Annotated in this window: 27 protein-coding genes; 7 read left to right on the top strand and 20 right to left on the bottom strand. The window is 61.2% G+C overall.

Annotated elements, in window-relative coordinates; translation table 11 throughout:
* The first annotated feature begins 1 nt into the window (after position 1).
* From Q1A91_RS10235 to Q1A91_RS10225, 3 genes are all read left to right on the top strand, one after another.
* Positions 2 to 1,318: a TRAP transporter large permease gene (locus Q1A91_RS10235; protein ID WP_299876430.1), complete on the top strand. Its 1,317-nt coding sequence runs from the start codon at positions 2 to 4 to the stop codon at positions 1,316 to 1,318.
* A gap of 99 nt (positions 1,319 to 1,417) precedes the next feature.
* Positions 1,418 to 2,956, top strand: a complete 1,539-nt coding sequence (locus Q1A91_RS10230; protein WP_299876428.1) for a benzoate-CoA ligase family protein — start codon at positions 1,418 to 1,420, stop codon at positions 2,954 to 2,956.
* 34 nt (positions 2,957 to 2,990) lie between these two features.
* Complete coding sequence (locus Q1A91_RS10225; protein ID WP_299876426.1) at positions 2,991 to 3,452, top strand: DUF309 domain-containing protein; 462 nt, start codon at positions 2,991 to 2,993, stop codon at positions 3,450 to 3,452.
* Positions 3,453 to 3,518: 66 nt separating this feature from the next.
* On the opposite strand, the gene Q1A91_RS10220 is transcribed toward Q1A91_RS10225, so the two are convergent.
* Positions 3,519 to 5,195, bottom strand: a complete 1,677-nt coding sequence (locus tag Q1A91_RS10220) for an ABC transporter substrate-binding protein (protein ID WP_299876423.1) — start codon at positions 5,193 to 5,195, stop codon at positions 3,519 to 3,521.
* A 294-nt stretch (positions 5,196 to 5,489) separates the two neighbouring features.
* Between Q1A91_RS10220 and Q1A91_RS10215 the strand changes: the two genes are divergently transcribed.
* Complete coding sequence (locus Q1A91_RS10215; RefSeq protein WP_299876421.1) at positions 5,490 to 6,353, top strand: DMT family transporter; 864 nt, start codon at positions 5,490 to 5,492, stop codon at positions 6,351 to 6,353.
* On the opposite strand, the gene Q1A91_RS10210 is transcribed toward Q1A91_RS10215, so the two are convergent.
* Positions 6,350 to 7,159 (bottom strand): division plane positioning ATPase MipZ, encoded by an 810-nt coding sequence (locus tag Q1A91_RS10210; protein ID WP_299876419.1) that lies wholly within the window; start codon positions 7,157 to 7,159, stop codon positions 6,350 to 6,352. The genes Q1A91_RS10215 and Q1A91_RS10210 overlap by 4 nt on opposite strands.
* Positions 7,160 to 7,411: 252 nt before the next feature.
* Between Q1A91_RS10210 and Q1A91_RS10205 the strand changes: the two genes are divergently transcribed.
* Positions 7,412 to 8,047, top strand: coding sequence for a hypothetical protein (locus Q1A91_RS10205; RefSeq protein ID WP_299876417.1), 636 nt, complete (start codon positions 7,412 to 7,414; stop codon positions 8,045 to 8,047).
* A 9-nt stretch (positions 8,048 to 8,056) separates the two neighbouring features.
* On the opposite strand, the gene Q1A91_RS10200 is transcribed toward Q1A91_RS10205, so the two are convergent.
* From Q1A91_RS10200 to rplS, 3 genes are all read right to left on the bottom strand, one after another.
* A complete protein-coding gene (locus tag Q1A91_RS10200) occupies positions 8,057 to 8,833 on the bottom strand; it encodes a VPLPA-CTERM sorting domain-containing protein (protein ID WP_299876415.1) in 777 nt (258 codons plus the stop codon).
* Positions 8,834 to 9,098: 265 nt separating this feature from the next.
* Positions 9,099 to 9,320, bottom strand: coding sequence for a 50S ribosomal protein L31 (rpmE, locus tag Q1A91_RS10195; protein WP_299876413.1), 222 nt, complete (start codon positions 9,318 to 9,320; stop codon positions 9,099 to 9,101).
* Positions 9,321 to 9,332: 12 nt separating this feature from the next.
* A complete protein-coding gene (gene rplS, locus Q1A91_RS10190; protein WP_299876411.1) occupies positions 9,333 to 9,707 on the bottom strand; it encodes a 50S ribosomal protein L19 in 375 nt (124 codons plus the stop codon).
* Between the two features lie 311 nt (positions 9,708 to 10,018).
* On the opposite strand from rplS, the gene ppk2 reads away from it, so the two are divergent.
* Both ppk2 and Q1A91_RS10180 read left to right on the top strand, forming a co-directional pair.
* On the top strand, positions 10,019 to 10,903 hold the full coding sequence (ppk2, locus tag Q1A91_RS10185; protein ID WP_299876409.1) for a polyphosphate kinase 2: 885 nt from the start codon (positions 10,019 to 10,021) through the stop codon (positions 10,901 to 10,903).
* A gap of 39 nt (positions 10,904 to 10,942) precedes the next feature.
* Positions 10,943 to 11,194 carry a YdcH family protein gene (locus Q1A91_RS10180; protein ID WP_299876407.1) on the top strand — a complete coding sequence of 84 codons (252 nt, stop codon included), beginning with the start codon at positions 10,943 to 10,945 and terminating at the stop codon, positions 11,192 to 11,194.
* A 129-nt stretch (positions 11,195 to 11,323) separates the two neighbouring features.
* Here Q1A91_RS10180 and trmD read toward each other — a convergent pair whose 3' ends face one another.
* The 15 genes from trmD to Q1A91_RS10105 all read right to left on the bottom strand — a co-directional run bounded on the left by trmD (position 11,324) and on the right by Q1A91_RS10105 (position 20,144).
* Positions 11,324 to 12,112 carry a tRNA (guanosine(37)-N1)-methyltransferase TrmD gene (gene trmD, locus Q1A91_RS10175; RefSeq protein ID WP_299876406.1) on the bottom strand — a complete coding sequence of 263 codons (789 nt, stop codon included), beginning with the start codon at positions 12,110 to 12,112 and terminating at the stop codon, positions 11,324 to 11,326.
* Positions 12,109 to 12,897 (bottom strand): hypothetical protein, encoded by a 789-nt coding sequence (locus tag Q1A91_RS10170; RefSeq protein ID WP_299876405.1) that lies wholly within the window; start codon positions 12,895 to 12,897, stop codon positions 12,109 to 12,111. Before Q1A91_RS10170 ends, trmD begins: the two co-directional genes overlap by 4 nt.
* The gene (gene rimM, locus Q1A91_RS10165) at positions 12,897 to 13,418 is read right to left on the bottom strand and encodes a ribosome maturation factor RimM (RefSeq protein ID WP_299876404.1); all 522 of its coding nucleotides are present in this window, start codon (positions 13,416 to 13,418) and stop codon (positions 12,897 to 12,899) included. Before rimM ends, Q1A91_RS10170 begins: the two co-directional genes overlap by 1 nt.
* Positions 13,418 to 13,564, bottom strand: coding sequence for a hypothetical protein (locus Q1A91_RS10160; RefSeq protein ID WP_299876402.1), 147 nt, complete (start codon positions 13,562 to 13,564; stop codon positions 13,418 to 13,420). Before Q1A91_RS10160 ends, rimM begins: the two co-directional genes overlap by 1 nt.
* A 13-nt stretch (positions 13,565 to 13,577) precedes the next feature.
* The gene (locus Q1A91_RS10155; protein ID WP_299876400.1) at positions 13,578 to 13,727 is read right to left on the bottom strand and encodes a hypothetical protein; all 150 of its coding nucleotides are present in this window, start codon (positions 13,725 to 13,727) and stop codon (positions 13,578 to 13,580) included.
* On the bottom strand, positions 13,727 to 14,356 hold the full coding sequence (gene bluB, locus Q1A91_RS10150) for a 5,6-dimethylbenzimidazole synthase (RefSeq protein WP_299876399.1): 630 nt from the start codon (positions 14,354 to 14,356) through the stop codon (positions 13,727 to 13,729). Before bluB ends, Q1A91_RS10155 begins: the two co-directional genes overlap by 1 nt.
* Positions 14,357 to 14,375: 19 nt before the next feature.
* On the bottom strand, positions 14,376 to 14,795 hold the full coding sequence (gene rpsP, locus Q1A91_RS10145; RefSeq protein WP_299876398.1) for a 30S ribosomal protein S16: 420 nt from the start codon (positions 14,793 to 14,795) through the stop codon (positions 14,376 to 14,378).
* A gap of 50 nt (positions 14,796 to 14,845) precedes the next feature.
* Positions 14,846 to 15,142, bottom strand: coding sequence for a chorismate mutase (locus Q1A91_RS10140; protein WP_299876397.1), 297 nt, complete (start codon positions 15,140 to 15,142; stop codon positions 14,846 to 14,848).
* Between the two features lie 106 nt (positions 15,143 to 15,248).
* A complete protein-coding gene (locus tag Q1A91_RS10135) occupies positions 15,249 to 15,773 on the bottom strand; it encodes a GNAT family N-acetyltransferase (protein WP_299876395.1) in 525 nt (174 codons plus the stop codon).
* Positions 15,770 to 16,297 carry a GNAT family N-acetyltransferase gene (locus tag Q1A91_RS10130; protein WP_299876393.1) on the bottom strand — a complete coding sequence of 176 codons (528 nt, stop codon included), beginning with the start codon at positions 16,295 to 16,297 and terminating at the stop codon, positions 15,770 to 15,772. The genes Q1A91_RS10135 and Q1A91_RS10130 overlap by 4 nt, the downstream gene beginning before the upstream one ends.
* Positions 16,294 to 16,809, bottom strand: coding sequence for a GNAT family N-acetyltransferase (locus Q1A91_RS10125; protein WP_299876391.1), 516 nt, complete (start codon positions 16,807 to 16,809; stop codon positions 16,294 to 16,296). The genes Q1A91_RS10130 and Q1A91_RS10125 overlap by 4 nt, the downstream gene beginning before the upstream one ends.
* Before the next feature lie 265 nt (positions 16,810 to 17,074).
* A complete protein-coding gene (locus Q1A91_RS10120; RefSeq protein WP_299876389.1) occupies positions 17,075 to 17,410 on the bottom strand; it encodes an NIPSNAP family protein in 336 nt (111 codons plus the stop codon).
* The gene (gene ffh, locus Q1A91_RS10115) at positions 17,407 to 18,903 is read right to left on the bottom strand and encodes a signal recognition particle protein (protein WP_299876388.1); all 1,497 of its coding nucleotides are present in this window, start codon (positions 18,901 to 18,903) and stop codon (positions 17,407 to 17,409) included. Before ffh ends, Q1A91_RS10120 begins: the two co-directional genes overlap by 4 nt.
* A gap of 258 nt (positions 18,904 to 19,161) precedes the next feature.
* Positions 19,162 to 19,638 (bottom strand): hypothetical protein, encoded by a 477-nt coding sequence (locus Q1A91_RS10110; protein ID WP_299876387.1) that lies wholly within the window; start codon positions 19,636 to 19,638, stop codon positions 19,162 to 19,164.
* The gene (locus Q1A91_RS10105) at positions 19,635 to 20,144 is read right to left on the bottom strand and encodes a hypothetical protein (RefSeq protein WP_299876385.1); all 510 of its coding nucleotides are present in this window, start codon (positions 20,142 to 20,144) and stop codon (positions 19,635 to 19,637) included. Before Q1A91_RS10105 ends, Q1A91_RS10110 begins: the two co-directional genes overlap by 4 nt.
* Positions 20,145 to 20,149: the final 5 nt, after the last annotated feature.

The raw sequence follows: 20,149 nt of genomic DNA, 5'->3' as shown, positions 1-20,149 counted from the left end.
CATGAGCAACCTTGAGCTTGGGTTCTACTCCTTCCCCGTCCTGCTGCTGCTGATCTTCCTGCGCGCGCCGATTGGTCTGGCAATGCTGCTGTGCGGCTTTGGCGGCTGGTACTGGGCGATGGGCGGCAACCCGACGCCGCTGCTGGCCAAGTTGAAGTCGGAAACCTACACAACGTTCTCCAGCTACTCGCTGTCGATCATCCCGCTGTTCCTGCTGATGGGTCAATTCGCAACGCTGTCAGGCATGTCGCAATCGCTGTTCCGCGCGGCCGAAGGCTTCCTTGGCCACCGCCGCGGCGGTGTGGCAATGGCGGCGGTAGGTGCCTGCGCTGGGTTTGGCGCGATCTGCGGATCGTCACTGGCCACGGCAGCCACCATGTCGAAAGTCGCCCTGCCGGAGTTGAAACGCTACGGCTATTCGGGGGGGTTCTCCACCGCCACACTGGCGGCAGGGGGGACGCTGGGCATCCTCATCCCGCCGTCTGTCATTCTGGTGATCTACGCCATCCTGACCGAACAGAACATCGCCAAACTGTTCCTTGCCGCCTTTGTTCCCGGCTTGCTGGCTGCACTTGGCTACATCATCACTATTTCCATCTATGTGCGCCTGAACCCCGAGTCCGCAGGCACCCGCCCACCGGTCCCGATGGTCGAACGGTTCACGGCGCTGCTTTACACACTTCCGGTTCTGGTGATCTTCCTGCTGGTGGTGGGCGGTATCTACCTAGGCGTATTCACGCCCACCGAAGGGGCAGCCGTTGGGGCCGCAGGAACGGGTCTTGCCGCGCTCTTTTCCGGACGCCTCACATGGGCGGGCCTGCGTGACAGCCTGCTGGGCACCGCGCGCACCACGGCGATGATTTTCTTCATCGTGCTGGGGGCGGGCTTTTACAACGGCTTTCTCGCGCTTTCGGGCGTGCCGCAATTCATGGCCGACTGGGTGGTGGGGCAGGCCTTCAGCCCGTGGTTCGTGCTCAGCATCATCCTGCTGTTCTATCTTATCTTCGGCTGCCTGATGGACAGCCTGTCGATGATTCTGCTGACCGTGCCGATCTTCTTTCCGGTGATCACCGCGATGGACTTCGGGATGAGCCCGGAACACGTGGCGATCTGGTTCGGCATTCTGGTGCTTATTGTCGTCGAAGTGGGGTTGATCACGCCGCCGGTGGGGATGAACCTGTTCATCATCAACTCCATGGACCGTGAAACGCCGATGACCCAAACCTACCGAGCGGTTCTGTGGTTTGTCGGTTCCGATATCGTGCGGGTGGTCATCCTTGTGATGTTCCCCGCCATTACGTTGTTCTTACTGCCCTGACCCCGCGTGAGCGCTTGAACGCCGATCCGGGATAAGCTACGCGCCATAGTTGAAATTACCTGTTAAAGGGGCAAACTGGTCTGAGTCGAAGGGGGAACTATGCTATCTGTTCATGCCAATGCCGCCACATTTTTTGTGGACCGCCACCCGTCGGAGGGTCGCGGAGACAAATGCGCCTACCTTGAAGTCCAGACAGGCCGCAGCCTGACCTATGCCCAGATGGCTGAAGGCAGTGACCTTGTGGCGGGTGCGCTTGCCCGCGCGGGTATTCGTCCCGAAGAACGGATGGCACTGCTGGTGCTGGACCAGATCGAGTTTCCACAGCTCTTCTGGGGTGGTTTGAAAGCGGGCGTTGTCCCGATCCCCCTGAACACGCTGCTGGCCACGCCGATCTATGACGCGATCCTGCGCGACAGCCGTGCAGCCATTCTGGTCGTCTCAGCCGACCTCTGGCCCGTGGTCGCGCCCATCGTGGCCGACAACCCCTACCTGCGCGAGATTGTCGTGATCGGTGAAGCCCCCGACGGCACCCGGTCGTTTGATGATTTCACCGCAGGTGCCACCCCTCAACCCACCCGCGCGGTCAGCCCTGATGAGGTGGCGTTCTGGCTCTACTCCTCCGGCTCCACCGGCAGGCCAAAGGGTGTCACGCATGTGCATTCCGCGCTCAAAGCATCGGCGGATACCTATGGGGCGCATATCCTCAACATCCACGAAAGCGATCTTGTCCTGTCCGCTGCCAAGTTCTTCTTTGCCTATGGCCTTGGCAATGCGCTGACCTTCCCGCTGTCCGTTGGGGCCAGCGTGCTGCTTTATACCGGACGGCCCACGCCGCAGGTGATGCTGGAGACGATTGAGCAATACAAACCCACGCTCTTTTGCGGGGTGCCGACGCTCTATTCCGGGATGGTTGCGGAAATGGATCGCACCGGCGCGCCGGACGCGCTTCTGCGGTTGTCCATCTCTGCCGGTGAGGCGCTGCCTGCCGATATCGGCAGCCGCTGGGCGGAACATATGAACGTGACGGTCCTCGACGGTGTGGGCTCGACTGAGATGTTGCACATCTTCCTGTCCAACCGGGAAGATGACTTTGAATATGGCACGTCTGGCATTCCGGTGCCGGGCTATGACATGCGGCTGGTTGATGAAACCGACCGCGAAGTGGGCGCGGGAGAGATTGGTGAACTGCTGGTCAACGGCGCCTCCTCCGCGCAGGGCTATTGGAACCAGCGTGACAAAACCCGCAGCACCTTCGAAGGCGTCTGGACCCGCACGGGCGACAAATACGAACGCCGTGCGGATGGGCGGCTGATCTATTGCGGGCGCACGGATGACATGTTCAAGGTCTCCGGCATCTGGCTGTCCCCGTTTGAGGTCGAAGGCGCGTTGGTCAGCCATCCGCAGGTGCTTGAGGCCGCAGTGGTTGCGGCGCGGGATGAGGACGGGCTGGAAAAGCCAAAGGCCTACATCATCCTCCAGAACGGCACCGCGGATGATGCGTTCAAAGAAGCGTTGAAGAGCCACGTGAAAGAACGGATCGGGCTGTGGAAATACCCCCGCTGGATCGAAGTGGTGGATGAGCTACCTAAGACAGCGACTGGCAAAGTGCAGCGTTTCCGCCTGCGCGAAGCCAGCTGACAATGAAACAACCGACAAGACAGGGCGTCCTGAAATGGGTGAACTGAGAGAACTCCCCCCCGGCGTGCCGGTGCCGCCCATGGCCTATTTGCCAGGGATCGGAGAAGATGAGCCCGCCAAGGAGTGGTTCGCGCCGATCAAGGCCAGCGTCACGGCCACTGTTGATGTGCAGGATCTGCCCCAGACTCAGGCCTGGATTGCAGGACGTGCCTATCTGCAAGCAGGGTATTTCTGGGAATGTCACGAGGTGCTGGAAGCCGTCTGGACCCGCACGCCTGAAGGATCGGCAGAACGCGACATGGTGCAGGCCTTGATCCAATTGGCCAACGCCCGGATGAAACACCGCATGGACCGCCCCCGGGCGGCGGCACGGCTTTGCGCGATGGTGCGGGCGCAATTGGCGCGATGCCCGTCAGATCGGGTGATCCTGGGTCTGACCCTGCCGCAGGTCCGCGCTTGGGTGTCCCAGACCGAGACAGCCTTGAAAATCCGCTGAACGCCAACAAAAAGGGCCACGCAGATGCGCAGCCCTTTGTTGATTTCCACTGACAGACAGTGTCGCTTAAGCGGACCAAGCCATCCGTGCAGGGTGATACTCGAACGAGATATGGTGCGCTGAGCCCAGCAGTCCGTCTTTGGTGTGGTTGTAGAGCGACCGCCAGTACGGCTGGATCGTCACACCATCTTCCTGCAGCAACGCCTGGCCTTCGGCCATCAGCGCACGACGCTTTTCAACATCTGCTGTGGCAAGGGCTTTGGTCAGAATGGCGTCGAACGCTTCGCTGGAATATCCAAACTCGTTCCATGCTTCGCCGGTGCGATAGGCCAGCGCCCAGATCTGCACGCCCAGCGGGCGGTGGTTCCAGTTGGTGGAGCTGAACGGATACTTCGCCCAGTCGTTCCAGAAGGTGGAGCCGGGCAGAACTGTCCGTTTCACCTTGATGCCTGCGTCGCGCAGCTGTGCGGCCACCGCGTCTGTGGTGTCCTTGCGCCATGCGTCGTCGATGGACATCAGCTCATGCTCGAAATCTGCCATGCCGGCTTCTTCCATCAGCGCCTTGGCCGCTGCGGGATCAACCTTGCGTGGGGGCAGTTCAGCATACTCAGGGTGCATGGGACCGACGTGGTGGTTTTCTGCCACGATCCCGCGCCCGGCATAACCCAGCTCAAGCAGGATCTCATTGTCCACGGCCATGCCGATGGCCTGACGCACACGCTTGTCCGCATAAGGCTGCATGCCATCCACTTCGGCCAGCTGGTTGGGACGGATCACGATGGTTGCCGCTGTGGCAATCTCATGCTCGACCCAGCCGTCCAGCGTGGACATGATGTCGATGAATTCACCTTCCATGGAATAGAACGCATCCACTTCGTCCGCTTCCGCCGCCGCAATCCAGGCAGAGGGGTCGGTGCCGTAGTCGATGTATTCCAGACGGTCGATGTAAGGGCCGCCGAACACATCTGTGCCCCACCATGCGTGGTCAGGGTTCTTGACCAGCACACCCTTGACGCCCACTTCGAGCGATTCAGGCAGGTAAGGGCCGGTGCCGATGGGGTTGTCCATCATGGTCGCCGGATCAAACGAACTGTGCACAATCGCCGCAGGATAATCCGCCATGCCCGCAATCAGCGTGATGTCGGAGGCTGGCAGCTTCAGCTTGACGGTATGGCTGTCTACAACCTCAATCGCGCCTTCAATGGCCTTGTTGGTGTCCGCATCAATCAGTGTTCCGAAACGACCTGCCATGGAATTGGCTTCGACGTCCTTGTCACACCAGCCCGCGATGTTCCGCGCCACGTCATCGGCGGTGAAGTCGTCGCCGTTGTTCCACTTCACGCCCTTGCGGACGTTCAATGTGTATTCTGTCGCGTCTTCGTTGATCTCCCAGCTTTCCAGAAGCGCAGGAGAGAACGTCCCGTCGTTCTCATAGATCGCCAGATACTCCAGCCAGCCGCGTGAGAAGTTCGCGATCTGGGACCAGTCGTAGGTCCGTGGGTCCTTCAGCGCGCGCACTTCCATCTGCATGCGGACAGTGCCGCCTTCGGATTTGTTGCCGTGGCCATCCGCATGCGCGGGGGGCGCCATGCCGATCATGGCATAGGCGGTTGCCGTTGTTGCACCAAAGGCGCTGGCAAGGGCCAGGAACTCACGGCGGTTGACCGGGTCCTTCTTGGCCGCTTCCGCGGAATTCAGCACTGCTTGGGGCAGTGGCTTACCGGTACGTGTCAAATAGTTCATGTTCTTCCTCTCTGTTGAGCCGCGGGCTCTTGTGGCCCTGTGCAGCGTCCCTCGTATCGCTCACGGGGGTTTTGGTGTACTCTCCGTCATGCGCCCTTCTTTCAAAAACAGATCAGGTAGAAGCTGCCATGAAGAGCGCCCGTGCAGCCTAGGTGAATGACCTAGACGATAAGGTCGAATAACGGCACAAATGAGCGAAAAACGCCACCCCTTTCGAAAGGTAAAAATAACCGCGAGGGGTCTGCCATGGGTGAGCCAGCTTTACTTGTACCCGGAATGGGGGCAGGTAAAGCCATGTCTGATCAAGCAAAAGGCCTGTTGATCACCTTTCTGGGGGTCTTGTTTGTGGTCCCGGATTCCCTTTTTGTGCGCCTGATCGATGCCGAGGCGCTGACCATCGCCTTCTGGCGGTTGTTTCTGGCAGGCGGCCTCTCCGGTCTTTTCCTGTTGGTGACGCAAGGGACGGCGCCGTTCCGCGCGGTGTTGGGCACGGGAAGCTACGGTGTGGTGTACCTGATCGGAGTGGGCGCCAGTGGCGTCTTGTTCGTCATGGCTGTCAGCCTGACATCCGTTGCAAACGTGGTTTTCATCATCGCCTCCCTGCCGGTCTTTGCGGCGATTCTCAGCCGGGTGTTTCTGGCTGAACCCTTCACGCTGCGAATGCTATTGACGATGGCCGCCGTCGCACCGGGTCTCGCGGTGATTGCCTACGGATCAGGAGAGACCGAAGGCGCGCGGTTGGCAGGCGATCTGTTGGCCTTGGGGGTCTCTGCCCTGTTTGCTGCCGCTCTGACGGCGGCGCGCAAGGTGCGTTCTGTCTCCATGGTGCCGGGTGTGTCGATGGCCTACCTTGGTGCGGCGATCCTGATTGCACCCTTTGCAGCGCCTTTGTCGATGCCGGTGTCTGAAACGGGGCTTGTCCTGGGGCATGCGGCGGTGATTCTGATCAGCTCCGTGCTGATCTCCATCGGGCCGCGTTACATCACGTCGGCGGAGGTCGGGCTGCTGGTCTTGCTGGAATCCGTTCTGGCGCCGCTTCTGGCCTGGGCGGTGATCGGCGAAAACCCCGGCGTCTACACGCTGATCGGTGGTGCCATTGTCATCGGGGCGCTGGTCGTCTCGAACACCGTCCTGCTGTTGCGGCAGAAGGTCCGCTAGAAATCCACCGTCACACCGGGCAGTTTCAGCGCTTTGATCAGATCGCGCAACTCCTGACGCGCCGCCACGTTCGAGATGTTCAGCTGTTTGACGCCAATGTCCTTGAGATCCAGCAAGGTCAGCCCGCGTGGGAACAGCTCCCGGAAGATCACCCGCTCGTTAAAGCCTGGCGCCACGCGGAAACCGATACGTTTGGACAGGTTGTTGATCACCCGCTCCATCTTCTCCTTGTTGACCATGCGCTGCGCACCCAGACGGTTGCGCACCACGATCCAGTCAATCGGTGGCAGTTCGGCGCGGGCGCGCAACTGGCGGGCATTCCAGACCATTTCGGAATACACCGACGGGCCGGTGATCTCTTCCCCGGTGGGGTCTGTGTGGGCCAGCAGATCAAAGTCGATGAAGCTGTCGTTCAGGGGTGTGATCAGCGTGTCGGCAAGCGAATGCGCCACTTGACTGAGCCGCGTATGCGAGCCAGGGCAGTCGATCAGGATAAAGTCGTTGCTGGCTTCCATCGCTGCCACCGCAGCGCTGAGCCGATGGTCATACACGTTCTCACCCGGCCGCAGGGAGGAGACGTCAATCTCAGGCAGTTCATTGATGCCGGGGCAGGGCAGCGCCAGTCCGGCGTCCTTGTTAAAGGCAATGCGGTTTTCGATGTAGCGGCCGAATGTGCGTTGGCGCAGGTCCAGATCCAGACCGCTGACCTTGTGGCCCATGCGCGACAGGGCAGTTGCGACATGCATCGACACCGTCGACTTGCCCGCACCGCCCTTTTCGTTCCCCACGACGATAATATGCGCCATCTCAAGCCCCTTTGCCTGCCCTGCTCATAGTCAGGTTGTTGTTGAACGGCACTATATGTGGGGTTTTATCCTTTGGGAAGGGACCCAATCCTTGCAATGCGCCACCCGCAGTGACGGGCAAAACTTATGACTTTTTTGCAACGGGAGGTATAACCTGTCTGGGATTCCGCCGATGCGCCGCCCGGCCCGTTGTGGCGTGCCCGGGGGAGGGCCATATGACGTCCCAAAGGCGACGCAGGAAAGGAACCGCAGATGGACACATCACGCTCAAATGGCAATCGCCTGCTCTGGACCGCGCTGGAGTTTGTGCTGCTGTGTCTGCTGCTCGCTGCGGTGCCTTTTGTGGTCTATCTTGATACCAACGTTCTGGGTCAGGAGATGAGTGAAGAATCCCTCACGGAGCTTCTGCACAACATTGGCGCGTTCATAGCGATGGTCTGCTTTTACCGGGGCGCACAGACCCACCCGGACAAACGGGCATTTCTGGTCCTGGGCGGCACCCTGTTTGCCATCCTGAGTATTCGGGAGCTCGATTTCCTGTTCGACTACATCACACACGGTTTCTGGCTGTATCCGGCCTTGGCTATGCTGGCGCTGGGTATCATCATCGCTTTGCGCAACAAGGGCACCTTTGTGGCGCCCATGCTGCAATATCTGACCGGGCGGGAGGCGACGTTTGTCTATCTGGGGTTCGCTTTGCTGATCATCTTCACCCGGCTGTTCGGCACCGGCGACCTCTGGGAAGGTGTCATGAAAGAAAACTACCAGCCCGGCGTCAAAGCCGCCATTCAGGAAGGGCTGGAACTGCTGTCCTACATGCTGATCGCCTATGGTGCGGTGGCGTCCCTGCGGGCGGGTTTTGCCGGGGCAGAGCGACAGCCGACCTAAGGTGCTGCCTCAGCGTTTGTTGCGCACCCGCACAAGGGCCAGACCGCTCAACCCCAGCAGCAACAGGGGCAGACCCGCGGGCAAAGGCACAGGCGCGGTCACGCGCAGGGTATCAATATCGGTCTCGAAATTCGCATCACCCACGAAATAGCCATCTGACAGCCCGGTAAAATCAATCTCGAGGGTTGAGAACAGATCCCCCTGTACAGGTGCAGCACCAATGCTGACGCTGCCGGAGTAGCTGGCGGTCACGCTGCCCTCTGGCGCGACGGTGGTTTCACCAAAAGGCAGAAGCGCCCCGAAAAAGCTCACCTGTGCAAATGACTTGTTGTCGAACCGCACCGGGAACCCAAAAGCGGAGCTGGGCGTGTTGCCGGGCTGTCCCGTGTCAGCGGTGAGCACATCGAAGACCGACCGTCCGGACCCATCCACGATCGAGAAAGACAGGCTCAGATCGATGCGCAACTGCGTGAGTTGCTTGGTGGCGCGGATGTCGAAGCCTTCGAAGTCCATGTAAATCGCGAAATCCGTGCCGCGCGCCTCTCCGGCGGTGAAGGCGTCAAGCGCCCCCCAGGTCATGACTTCGCGCGTGGTGTCCGCGTAGGTCGCGGTGACTTGAGCGCCCGCCAGATCCACACCGCGCGACCCGGTATCAGCCCGTACCTCAACGGGCGACACATACGGTGTGCCGGTCTGCGTCGTGACATGGACTGTCGTGGCTGATGTCGTGGTAACCGATCCAATAATCGCCGCCATGCTGAGGGCTGCTGTCAGGCTGATGTTCATAGTTGTCCCCGGTCAATCAAACGAAACACATATTTTACAATAACTTGGGGCACTGTCACATTCCTGTGTGTGCCAAACAAGGCGGTGCTTCAGCTAATATCTGACCTTTGATGCGCGCTTGGATACGGGCTGCGGACATGCCGGTGAATTGGCGCGAGATTTGCAACAATGGCGGACACCTTGCACCAAAGCAGCCCCTGACCAACACAAAAAGCGCCCCGGAACCGAGGCGCTTTTCCATGTGATTCTGTGACGGAGGGAGGGTTTAGAAACCCAGACCTGCGTACTTGTTCTTGAACTTGGACACGCGGCCACCGGTGTCCATCAGGCGGGAACTGCCGCCGGTCCATGCAGGGTGCACGGTAGGATCAATGTCCAGCGCCAGTGTGTCGCCTTCCTTGCCCCAGGTTGATTTCATTTCCACCATGGTGCCGTCGGTCATCTTGACGTTGATGGTGTGATATTCGGGATGTGTCTCGGCTTTCATCGCACCGCTCCTTTAGGCTTTTTTGGGCTTGTAGTTGGCGTTCTCTGCGATCCGCGCGGACTTGCCGCGGCGGGCGCGCAGATAGTACAGCTTGGCACGACGCACGCGACCGCGGCGGACCACGGTGATGCTGTCGATGTTGGTGGAATGCAGCGGGAACACACGTTCCACACCTTCACCAAAGCTGATTTTGCGCACGGTGAATGACCCGGCAATGCCATGGCCATTGTTGCGCGCGATGCACACGCCTTCGTAATTCTGCACACGGGTGCGGGTGCCTTCGGTCACGCGAAAGCCTACGCGGATGGTGTCGCCGGCGCGGAAATCAGGGATTTCCTTGCCCAGTTCGGCGATCTGTTCCGCCTCTAGTTCTGCGATCAGGTCCATTGACCTTACTCCTATGATGCTCGTGGTATGCCACGAAGTTGTTTACGCGATCAGAGCTTCGGTCTGTATGTCGGGCTTCACCGCAGTGGCCCACCGGAGGGTGCATCGTCATTCCTTGTGCCTTTGCGAAAAACGCAAAGCACCGGAGCCGCGACAAAGCGATTCCGGATGGGCGGGGTATAGGCAGGATTGCTGCGGGGATCAAGCTCCGTCATCCCTGCGCAAAATTGATTCAAATCAAAGTGCGACAAGCTGCCGCTGGTGTAGTGTTGAAGCGCTCAAAATCATCCCAAATGGAAAAGAGGCTACTGATGCTCAAAAAACCCGATGTGTCCGAAAGCGCACCTGAAATCGAAGAGAAAGTGAAAGAGGTCACCGGGTTTGAAAAAGGGACCTATCCCTACAAGACAAAGCTCGACACCAAGACATATGAGGCAGAGAAATCTGCCCTTCAGGTGGAATTGCTGAAAGTGCAGCACTGGGTGCAGGAGACAGGTCAGAAATACGTGCTGCTGTTCGAAGGCCGGGATGCAGCGGGCAAGGGCGGCACGATCAAGCGGTTCACCGAACACCTCAACCCCCGCGCCGCACGGGTGGTGGCGCTGAACAAGCCCACGGACGAAGAGCGCGGCCAATGGTTCTTTCAACGCTATATCAAACATCTGCCCACGGCGGGTGAAATGGTTCTGTATGACCGTTCCTGGTACAATCGGGCAGGTGTCGAACGGGTGATGAACTTCTGCGCCCCTGCCGAATACCTCGAATTCATGCGCCAGACGCCGGAGTTCGAGCGGATGCTGACCCGGTCGGGCATCAAGCTGTTCAAATACTGGTTCTCCGTCACGCAGGATGAGCAGAAGAAACGCTTTGCCTCCCGCGAGACTGACCCGTTGAAGCGCTGGAAGCTGTCCCCGATCGACCGCGCCAGCCTGGATAAATGGGAGGACTACACCGAAGCCAAGGAAGCGATGTTTTTCTATACCGACACCGCCGATGCGCCCTGGACGGTGATCCGCTCCAACGACAAGAAACGCGCGCGGCTGACGTGCATGCGGCACTTCCTGTCCCAATTGGACTACCCCGGCAAGGACCCCGAGGTCGCCACACCGCCCGACCCGCTGATCTACCATCAGGCACAGGCGGTTCTGCAACAAACCGATCATATCCTCGCGTCATCTCTGCATCCCAAGCAGTGATCCACGAGAGCCCCACACAACAACAAGGAGTTACCCACAATGTCACACACCCCTCATGAACTGGCCGAAGAGTTCCCGGAGATGGCAGACCAGATGGCGCAGCTACGCCAGACGGATCAGCATTTCGCCAATCTGGCGGACCGCTACCACACCCTGAACCGCGATGTGCACCGGGCAGAAACAGACGTCGAGCCGACGTCAGACACGCATATGACCCAGATGCGCCGGGAACGTATGGCGCTGAAGGATGAGATCTACGCCTATATCAAGGCACATGCTGAAAGTGTCTGAGCAAATGCGTCGGGTTCAGGCCCGACGCTCGGGTTGCTTCAGCTGGCGGTTGTGTCTGGTGGAGGGGGCGGAATCTCGGGGGGCTCGCCCCCCGGACCCCTGAGGTTTTTTGAACCATTTGGAAGGGGGTCAGTCGGTGTCCTGGAGGCGCTCCCACAAATCCGGCCGCCGTTCCTGCGTCAGTGCCTCGGATTGCGCGCGCCGCCATTTCTCAATCTCGCCGTGGTGGCCGGACATCAGCACTGGGGGGATTTCGCGGCCTTGCCATTCGGCGGGTCGGGTATATTGCGGATGCTCCAGCAGCCCCGCCGCATGGCTTTCCTCAACGGTGCTTTCGGCATTGCCCAGCACACCTGGCAGCAGGCGCACAGTGGCGTCGATCATCGCCTGCGCGGCCAATTCGCCGCCCGTCATCACGAAGTCACCCAGTGACACCTCTGTCATGCCGTAGTGTTCAATCGCGCGTTCATCCACGCCCTCGAACCGTCCACACAGCACCGTCACCCCGTCGCAGCGCGCCAGATCGCGGGCCATCGCCTGATCAAACCGCCGTCCGCGTGGCGACATGTAGAGGATCGGCCATTGCCCGCGTGCATGCGCCTGCGCGGCTTCTATCGCGGGGCCAACCACATCGGCGCGCAGCACCATGCCAGCGCCCCCGCCTGCAGGGGTGTCGTCCACGTTGCGGTGTTTGCCGATCCCGTATTCCCGCAGATCATGGGTGTGCACCTGCCACTTCCCGTCTTGCAAGGCCTTGCCAGTCAGGCTGGCCCCCAGCGCGCCGGGAAAGAGGTCGGGAAACAGCGTCACGATCCGCGCCTGCCAGACGTCGACATACTCCGGCGGATCGTCCATCAGCGCGCGCGGTTGCAGCGTGGGGCGGATGGCCTGCCTGCCGTGGGAGCGGGTGGGTTTCATGGCGTGCCCGCTGTCCGGCGGAGCGCCTCTTTGGCCGCTTGCCGGGCTTTCGGATCCGCGTATGTGCGGTTCGCATCGAGCAGGGCGTGCAACAGCGCGGGATCCTCCGCAGGCGGCGGTGGCGCGGCGGGGTGGAGCCCCTTGCGCATCGCGTCAGGCAGTTTGCACAGATCCAGCAGCGGACCCGCGGGGCCAAGCGGCAGATCGGCACAGGCCTCAAGGGCTGCATGATGGACGGGCGCGGGCACCCGGCTGGCAATCTCTGTCACCATCCCGGCAAGGTCTGCGCTGGCGGCGTATTGCGCGGCATAGGCGCTGTACTCCAGCGTCAGGTCAGAGGCGGCCAAATGTTGCGCATAGACCGACGCCAACCAGGCCTCGGGCGCGCGGGTGGTCAGGAAAAATTGAATGTCTGCGGCGGGATAGTGCTTCTTGGCAAGCTCCCAATAGACATAGAAAAGCTCCGGCGCGGCCGCGTAATCCATCAGTCCGGGACGTCCGGGCATATGGCCAGCAAGCTCCGGTGCAGACAGGATAAGGGTGCGGCGCGGCATGCCGGGAAGGTCGGTCATGAGCGTGTCGAACTGCGCCTGCACGGCTTCCAGCGCGTTTGCGTCGCGGGCGTTGGAATAGGCATGGGCTGCGGCAATCAGATCCTTGAGATGCCAGCGCAGGCGCAGGGCAATCTGGGTTTTCATCGCCACGCGGTTGTCCCGAAGGGTGCTTTGAACGGTGGAGGTGCCGGTTTTGTGAAAGCCGCCATGGATGATGATGCGGCGCGGCATCAGTCCTGCTCTGCTTCGGGCAAAACGCCCAGCGGCGGATCCGCGACAATGCGGCCGGAGGCCAGATCAACCGTCGGCACCGCGGCTTTGGTGAAGGGCAGGAAGGTGGTGTCCGAACTGCCTGCAAGCTGGAGTTCCAGCAGGTCGTCCGCACCATGGTTCTGCACGGATTTGACACGGCCCAACAGGGTGCCGCCCGTGTCATGCACTGCAAGCCCGATCAGATCCGCGTGGTAGAATTCATCATCCGGCAGCGCAGGCAGCTGGTCGCGGTGGGCATAAAGGGCGGTGCCTTTGAGGGCATCGGCCTCTTCCTTGGTTGCGACCTCCGCGATGCGGGCGGCAAAGCCGTTCTTGATGGGATGCAGCAGGGCCAGCGTGAAGGCTTGCGTGCCGTCTTCGCGGCGCAGCGGGCCGTAGGTGGCCACGTCTTCGGGTGCGGCGCAGTAGCTTTTGACCCGCACCTCACCGCGCACACCGTAGGCGCCGGCAATTGCGCCCACACAGACCATATCGCTCATCAGGATCCCTCCGCATTGGCGCAAATGGTGCCGTTCCAATCGCCCGACATGGCATCACATACGCGCTGCATCTGCCCGTCCTTATAGCTGATCCCAAGATAAAAACCGAAGCCCACCAACACCGAAACACGCAGAATGAGAAACATCAGACAGCCCCCGTCATTGCGCCAACTCGGAATTGAGGCAAATCGTGACGCGCCATTCGCCTTCGCCGTTGGCGCATTCGATCTGCATTTGTTGGCGGTCGTACCAGATGCCTGTGCCGAAGCCGACGGAAAAGATAAGCAAGGCTATGATCAGGCGCAGCATCAGCGGGTCTCTATGTGCAGGGCGGGGGCGCGGGCCTCCCAGCCTTTGGTTTCAAGTTCAGGGGTCAGGGTGTGCGCGCGCGGCCACCCCAGACAAAGGTACGCCACCAGCGTCCACCCCTTTGGTATCGCAAGATCAGCGTTGAGACGCAAAGGGTCAAGCACGGAGACCCAGCCAACCCCCAGACCCTGCGCCCGCGCGGTGAGCCACATCAGCGTGATGGCCCCGACCACGGAGTAGCGGCGCATTTCGGGCATGGAGCCGGCCCCAAGGCCTGCGCCTTTGTCGGTGCTGTCATCGCAGTAGATCGCCAGATGCTCCGGCGCCTCCTGCATGCCCGAAAGCTTCAAGCTGGCATAAAGTGCGGCCTTGTCGCCATCATAGCCTTCAAGGGCTTTGGCATTGGCGGATTTGAAATTCTCGATCGCCTGCGCCCGCGCGGCGTCAGAGGTGACCCGGATGATGCGCCAGGGTTCTGACAGGCCCACGGAGGGGGCCAGGGTGAAGGTGTTAAGGCATTGATCCAGAAGGGTTTGATCAACCGGATCGGTGCGAAAATGGCGCACGTCGCGGCGCCATCGCATCAGGTCGTGCAGCCCGGCACGGAAGTCGTCAGAAAAGGTATCCATGCCGGGCGCTGTCTTTTGCTTACTCGGAAGCGGCTTCTTCGGCGGGGGCCTCTTCGGCTGCGGGTGCCTCTTCGGCAGGGGGGTTTGCAGCTTCCTCAGCGGCGGCAGCCTTGTCGGCTTTTTCCTGCGCGCGCTCCTGGGCTTTCTTGCCCGGTGTGCCTTTGTTGGGGTTGTTCCGTTCAGTCTTGGGCAGGGCGCCTGCGGCTTCGAGCATGCGGCGCACGCGGTCTGTGGGCTGCGCGCCTTTGGAGATCCATTCCTGAACCTTTTCGACGTCCATTTTCACCCGCTCTTCGCTGTCTTTGGGCAGCAAGGGGTTGTAAGTACCCAGTTTTTCGATGAAGCGGCCGTCGCGTGGCATGCGGCTGTCCGCTGCAACAATACGGTAGAAGGGGCGTTTTTTGGAGCCGCCGCGGGCGAGACGAATTTTCATAGCCATGGTGTGTAGTCCTTTAGGTTTGTTGGGTGTGAAGGTGGGTTTCACCCACCCTACGATTGGTGTTTTTTGTGGTGCTGAATGACTTCAGCGATGATGAAGTTGAGAAACTTCTTGGCAAATTCGGGGTCGAGATCGGCCCGGTTTGCCAAATCTTCTAACCGCGCGATCTGATCCGCTTCGCGGGAAGGATCGGACGGGGGAAGGTCGTGTTCGGCTTTGAGTTTCCCCACAGCCTGAGTGTGTTTGAACCGCTCGCCCAGCGTGTAGACGAGGATCGCATCAAGGCGGTCGATGGACGCGCGGTGATCTGACAGGACATCAGCGGCACGTTTTACGGCATCGGTCATTTTGGCCTCCGAAAGGTCTGTGAAGGGCGGGCACAGCCTGTGCACAGGCTGTACACAACCTGTACACCGCCGCAGCGCAGCATTTGGTTTTTTGGAAGTGAGCGCGTCATGCGGCCTCCTTCGGGTGGCGGTAGACGTCGCAGGGCGCGCCGCGCCAGTCGTCATGTGTTGTCTCAAGCGTCGCACCCAGACGTCTGGCCATTGCGGCCGAGCGGGTGTTCGTCGGGCGGATGTAGCTGATCACCCCGTTCAGGCCCAGATGGCGCGCGCCGTAGCTGCGGGCGGCAAGCGTGGCTTCGGTTGCGATGCCTTTGCCTTCGGCCTCGGTGGTGACGGCCCAGCCCAGTTCGGGCTCTTCCCAACCGGGCGCCATGATGAACCCGGTGCGGCCCAGATAGGCGTCACTGTCCCGCTCTGCTATGAACCATGAGCCAAACCCGTAAAGCACCCATTGGCCGAAGGTGGCGTTCATCGACATCGCACTGCCCAGATCATCACGCGGGCCGCCAACCGTGTGGCTTTGCGCGGAGGCAAAGAAAGCGGTGACCGCAGGCAGATCGTCCAGCTTGGGCGCGCGCAGGATGAGGCGGTCTGTCTCCACCGTGGGGATCAGATCAATCGAGGCGGTCATGCCAGATCCTCCGGGGCGGGATGGCGGTAGACCTCAAGGTGCAGGCCGTCGCGGGTGGTGAAATCCTCTTCCCGTGTGCAGCCCAAGCGGCGCGCCAGCGCCACCGACCGGGTGTTGCCGGGGCTGACGCAGCTGATGGCGGTGGTCCAGCCCAGCGTGTCATAGGCATAGCGCCGCGCGGCAAGGGAGGCTTCATAGGCCACACCGCGGCCTTCGGCGGCTTCAAAGACGGACCATGCGATTTCAGGCTCTGGCCAGTCGTCGGGGAAGAACAGGCCAACCACGCCAAGCGGCGCATCGGTTGTCTTGTCCGCGACCATCCAGCGGCCATAGCCACGCAGGTGCCAGTGGCCGATGATCTCACCCAGTTTGTCGAAGGCCTGCGTGCGGGTGCAGGCACCGCCCACATGTTCGGCGCGGTTGCTCATCCGGAAGGCGGCGAAGGCGTCGAAATCCGACCAGTCGGGGCACCGCAGGCGGAGGTTTTCCGTCTCCACCGTGGGGATGGTGAGGGTGGTGGTCATCCGGCCCTCCGGTGTCGGTAGACAAAGGTGTCGCTGTGGGTGTCGCCATCGGGCAGGGCGGCGTTGGGGTCCTGAACCGCGCCGAGTTTGGTGGCCAGTGCGATGGAACGGGTGTTTTGCCGGTCAATATAGCTGACCAGCGTATCATGGCCATTGGCCCAGGCCCAATCGAGGCCTGCGCGCGCGGCCTCAGCGGCGTATCCCTGACCTTCGAAGTCTTCCAGCAGCACCCAACCCATTTCCACTTCGGGAAAATGATGGGGTTTGTTGATGCCCAACTGCCCCATGAAAGCGCCATCGCTGCGCCGTTCGATGCCCCAGCTGCCAAAGCCCTGAAGCGACCAGCTGCCGACTTCCGACGCGATCCAGTACCACATCTGTTTGGGGCTGAAAGGGCCATCCATGAACCGCGCGCGGGCGGAGCCAAAGAGCGCGTAGAGCGGCGCGAAGTCCGCCATCACATGGGGCCTCAGGGTCAGGCGGTCTGTGGTGAGGGTGGGGGCTGTGGTCATGGCGTGACCGCGCGGCCGCCCTGAAGGGCGACGACATTCCGGGTGCGGGTTGTGGGGTGAGCCAATCGCGGAGAGGCTGTGTGTGGCGTGAAGGGAGCCCTTTTTGCTGAGAGGTGATTCAGCGCCAGGTCTGCGCTGAATGCACCTGTGCCAGGGTGGGATGCGATTCCATCCGGCCTCAAGGACAAGCCAATCGAAGATTGGTCGCTGCGCGATCCTTGACCCCGGATAGAATCACGGGTTGGCGTATGGGGGAGCGGGTGCGTCATATCAGGCCCAGTTCCGCCGGGGTCGCGCCGTCCAGGACGGGGCGGGTGAAGCTGCGGTCATAGCTGAGGATGCAGCGGGTTTTTTGCGCGTGCGCGAAGGCGGCCTGGCATTCGGCGTCTTGTGCCATTTCGGTGCGGTAGGTCTCATAAGCGGTGAGCGAGGGGAAAGAGAACATCGCCCAGGCCACATCGTTGGCCCCTTCATGGGGCAGGAAATAGCCGTGATGCTGACCACCCATCCGGTTGACCAGATGGATCCAGACCCTTGCATAGGTCTCAAACGCGGCGACCTGATAGGGGTCGATGCGATATGTCAGCGTGCAGGTGATCACTTCTTCTTACCAAAGCCCGACAACCCGGAAGGCAGTCCCATACCGCCGCCCATGCCGGGCATCTTGCCGCCCATCTGGCGGGCAGCCGCTTCCAGCGCCTTGGGGTCCATACCCTGCGCCATGGCTGCCGGGTCCATCCCGCCTTTGCCCATCATGCCTTTCATGGCTTGCTTGAGCATCCCGCCTTTGCCCATTTTGCCCATCTTCTTCATCATGTCGGACATTTGACGGTGCATTTTCATCAGCTTGTTGAGGTCAGACACCTCCATGCCCGCACCGCGCGCGATGCGTTTCTTGCGGGAGGCTTGCAGGAGCGCGGGGTTGGCGCGTTCCTTCTTGGTCATGGACTGGATCAAAGCGATCTGCTGTTTGAGGATCTTGTCATCAAGGCCCGCGTCCTCGACCTGTTTGGCCATTTTGCCCATGCCGGGCATCATGCCCATCATGCCCTGCATGCCGCCCATCTTGATCATCTGTTCCAGCTGCATCTTGAGGTCATTCATATTGAAATGACCCTTCGCCATGCGCTTCATCATCTTTTCGGCTTGCTCAGCCTCGATGGTTTCCTGCGCTTTTTCCACGAGGGCCACGATGTCGCCCATGCCGAGGATGCGGCCCGCGACGCGCTCAGGCTCGAAGGTTTCCAGCGCGTCCATTTTCTCGCCGAGACCGACGAATTTGATGGGTTTGCCGGTGACAGCACGCATGGAAAGCGCCGCACCGCCGCGGCCATCACCGTCCATCCGGGTGAGGACCACGCCCGTGATGCCGATGCGTTCGTCGAAGTTTTCAGCCGTATGCACGGCATCCTGACCGGTCAGGCCATCGACCACCAGCAGGGTTTCACGCGGGTTGGCCACGTCACGGACGGCTTCGACCTGGGCCATCAGTTCTTCATCGATGGAAAGGCGACCGGCCGTATCCAGCATATAGACGTCATAGCCGCCCAGACCCGCCTGCGTTTTGGCGCGTTTGGCGATGGCGACAGGGTCTTCGCCTTTGACAATCGGCAGGGTGTCGACGCCGATCTGCATACCGAGGATGGCGAGTTGTTCCATCGCAGCGGGGCGGTTCACGTCCAGTGACGCCATCAGCACGCGTTTGCCTTCCTTTTCGGTCAGGCGTTTGGCGAGTTTCGCGGTGGTGGTGGTTTTGCCGCCGCCCTGAAGGCCGACCATCAGGAGGGGTGCGGGTGGATTGTCGATCTTCAGCGATCCGGGCTCACCTTCGCCTTTCAGCACGTCAATGAGCGCGTCGTGGACGATCTTGACGACCTGCTGGCCCGGTGTGATGGATTTGGTGACGGCCTGGCCGGTGGCCTGTTCCTGCACCGCTTTGACGAAATCACGCGCGACGGGGAGGGAAACGTCCGCCTCCAGCAGGGCCACGCGGACCTCGCGCAGGGCGGTTTTCACATCGTCTTCAGACAGCGCGCCTTGCTTGGTCAGGCGGTCAAAGACGCCGGAGAGGCGTTCGCTGAGGTTCTCAAACATGGGCCAGGCCCTTTCGTCGGTTCGGTTGCGGGGATGCCTCCAATGTAGGAAGCGCCGCGTGAATGCACAAATGCCAAGACCCCAACTGGACGGGGCAAAGCAGGTTTGCCCGCCCTTCGTTTCGGAAGGGGCAAAGCAGGTTTGCCCCAGTGGGCGCAACGCGCTGACTGAGGGCGATCCCGGCTGAATGCCAAGGGACCGGAAGGCTGTGCTTCCGGGAATTAGGGGCCGTTTAGGCCCTTCGCGCGGGTCTGTCAATCACGGGCGGGTCTGATTGAGCCAATCGTTGATCAGTGTCACGGCCTGCGCAGGACCCGAGCCAGAGGTATAGACCAGTGTCACCGGATGAACTTCGTCACGGCCATAGATATGCACGTTCAGCGCGGCCCGGTGGGTGGGGCTGTCGCCGCTCATGCTGGTTTGCACCGTGGCACCCGTGACGTCCGCGATGGTCCAGATCTGGCGGTAGTAGGCCAGCAGCGACCGGCGGCGCAGCTCAATCCGGTTGGCGGGACGGTCGAGGATCAGCTGGGTGCGGCGCGCGAAGGCAAGGTTGAACGCGACCGCGATCAACAGACCGCCAAGGGTAAAGGCGATGCCGATCAGCAGCGCGTCCGGGAGCATGAACAGGCCCACGGCGATGAAGATCAGCGCAAAGGCGTTGATGAAGACCACCAGCCAGATCGGGTTGTTTTCAAGGATCAGCTGATCAGGAGTGTTGCGGGTGGCTTTCATGGCGTGTCCTCCGGACGAGGGCCGTGGCTGGCCAGCCACGTATTGATCACGGTGGCGGCACGGCGCGGCCCGTCGCCTGCGAAGCTGCGCTGGGTGACGGGCCAGGGCGGGCGGTCTTCGAACATCAGGAGCACCCGTTTCATGGCGTAAGGGCTTTGGGGGTCGGTTTCTTCCTCCGCTCCATGCAGCATCGCCAGAGGTGCGCTGCGCACCCTGCGGCGGGTCAGCGGGCCATTGTGGACATGCACGATGCCGAGCGGGGCGTCGAGGATCAGCGTCACCCGGCGGGTCGTGACGGCGCAGATCGCAAAAGCGGGCAGGGCAGCCATCAGCAGCACGGCGGCGCCTTCCAGAACAGCGCCCGACACCAACCGATCCACCCCGGCGAAGAGCAGCGCAGCCCCCACGATCCCGATCAGGACACCGGGATACCATTGCAGATAGGTCAGGCGCAGCCGCTCCGGGCTGCGCTCACTCACTTTCATCTTGCCGAAATCACTGCGCATCCCGG

Origin of the sequence: uncultured Sulfitobacter sp. (genome assembly GCF_947500075.1) — a bacterium.
Taxonomy (GTDB): domain Bacteria; phylum Pseudomonadota; class Alphaproteobacteria; order Rhodobacterales; family Rhodobacteraceae; genus Sulfitobacter.
Note: the sequence above shows the minus strand (reverse complement) of the source record. Positions and strands in the feature narration are given on the sequence as shown.

Excerpts from the sequence above, each read along its gene's own strand:
- Q1A91_RS10235 (WP_299876430.1), top strand. The coding sequence starts at position 2 with ATGAGCAACCTTGAGCTTGGGTTCTACTCCTTCCCCGTCCTGCTGCTG.
- Q1A91_RS10230 (WP_299876428.1), top strand. The coding sequence starts at position 1,418 with ATGCTATCTGTTCATGCCAATGCCGCCACATTTTTTGTGGACCGCCAC.
- Q1A91_RS10225 (WP_299876426.1), top strand. The coding sequence starts at position 2,991 with ATGGGTGAACTGAGAGAACTCCCCCCCGGCGTGCCGGTGCCGCCCATG.
- Q1A91_RS10220 (WP_299876423.1), bottom strand. The coding sequence starts at position 5,195 with ATGAACTATTTGACACGTACCGGTAAGCCACTGCCCCAAGCAGTGCTG.
- Q1A91_RS10215 (WP_299876421.1), top strand. The coding sequence starts at position 5,490 with ATGTCTGATCAAGCAAAAGGCCTGTTGATCACCTTTCTGGGGGTCTTG.
- Q1A91_RS10210 (WP_299876419.1), bottom strand. The coding sequence starts at position 7,159 with ATGGCGCATATTATCGTCGTGGGGAACGAAAAGGGCGGTGCGGGCAAG.
- Q1A91_RS10205 (WP_299876417.1), top strand. The coding sequence starts at position 7,412 with ATGGACACATCACGCTCAAATGGCAATCGCCTGCTCTGGACCGCGCTG.
- Q1A91_RS10200 (WP_299876415.1), bottom strand. The coding sequence starts at position 8,833 with ATGAACATCAGCCTGACAGCAGCCCTCAGCATGGCGGCGATTATTGGA.
- rpmE (WP_299876413.1), bottom strand. The coding sequence starts at position 9,320 with ATGAAAGCCGAGACACATCCCGAATATCACACCATCAACGTCAAGATG.
- rplS (WP_299876411.1), bottom strand. The coding sequence starts at position 9,707 with ATGGACCTGATCGCAGAACTAGAGGCGGAACAGATCGCCGAACTGGGC.
- ppk2 (WP_299876409.1), top strand. The coding sequence starts at position 10,019 with ATGCTCAAAAAACCCGATGTGTCCGAAAGCGCACCTGAAATCGAAGAG.
- Q1A91_RS10180 (WP_299876407.1), top strand. The coding sequence starts at position 10,943 with ATGTCACACACCCCTCATGAACTGGCCGAAGAGTTCCCGGAGATGGCA.
- trmD (WP_299876406.1), bottom strand. The coding sequence starts at position 12,112 with ATGAAACCCACCCGCTCCCACGGCAGGCAGGCCATCCGCCCCACGCTG.
- Q1A91_RS10170 (WP_299876405.1), bottom strand. The coding sequence starts at position 12,897 with ATGCCGCGCCGCATCATCATCCATGGCGGCTTTCACAAAACCGGCACC.
- rimM (WP_299876404.1), bottom strand. The coding sequence starts at position 13,418 with ATGAGCGATATGGTCTGTGTGGGCGCAATTGCCGGCGCCTACGGTGTG.
- Q1A91_RS10160 (WP_299876402.1), bottom strand. The coding sequence starts at position 13,564 with ATGTTTCTCATTCTGCGTGTTTCGGTGTTGGTGGGCTTCGGTTTTTAT.
- Q1A91_RS10155 (WP_299876400.1), bottom strand. The coding sequence starts at position 13,727 with ATGCTGCGCCTGATCATAGCCTTGCTTATCTTTTCCGTCGGCTTCGGC.
- bluB (WP_299876399.1), bottom strand. The coding sequence starts at position 14,356 with ATGGATACCTTTTCTGACGACTTCCGTGCCGGGCTGCACGACCTGATG.
- rpsP (WP_299876398.1), bottom strand. The coding sequence starts at position 14,795 with ATGGCTATGAAAATTCGTCTCGCCCGCGGCGGCTCCAAAAAACGCCCC.
- Q1A91_RS10140 (WP_299876397.1), bottom strand. The coding sequence starts at position 15,142 with ATGACCGATGCCGTAAAACGTGCCGCTGATGTCCTGTCAGATCACCGC.
- Q1A91_RS10135 (WP_299876395.1), bottom strand. The coding sequence starts at position 15,773 with ATGACCGCCTCGATTGATCTGATCCCCACGGTGGAGACAGACCGCCTC.
- Q1A91_RS10130 (WP_299876393.1), bottom strand. The coding sequence starts at position 16,297 with ATGACCACCACCCTCACCATCCCCACGGTGGAGACGGAAAACCTCCGC.
- Q1A91_RS10125 (WP_299876391.1), bottom strand. The coding sequence starts at position 16,809 with ATGACCACAGCCCCCACCCTCACCACAGACCGCCTGACCCTGAGGCCC.
- ffh (WP_299876388.1), bottom strand. The coding sequence starts at position 18,903 with ATGTTTGAGAACCTCAGCGAACGCCTCTCCGGCGTCTTTGACCGCCTG.
- Q1A91_RS10110 (WP_299876387.1), bottom strand. The coding sequence starts at position 19,638 with ATGAAAGCCACCCGCAACACTCCTGATCAGCTGATCCTTGAAAACAAC.
- Q1A91_RS10105 (WP_299876385.1), bottom strand. The coding sequence starts at position 20,144 with ATGCGCAGTGATTTCGGCAAGATGAAAGTGAGTGAGCGCAGCCCGGAG.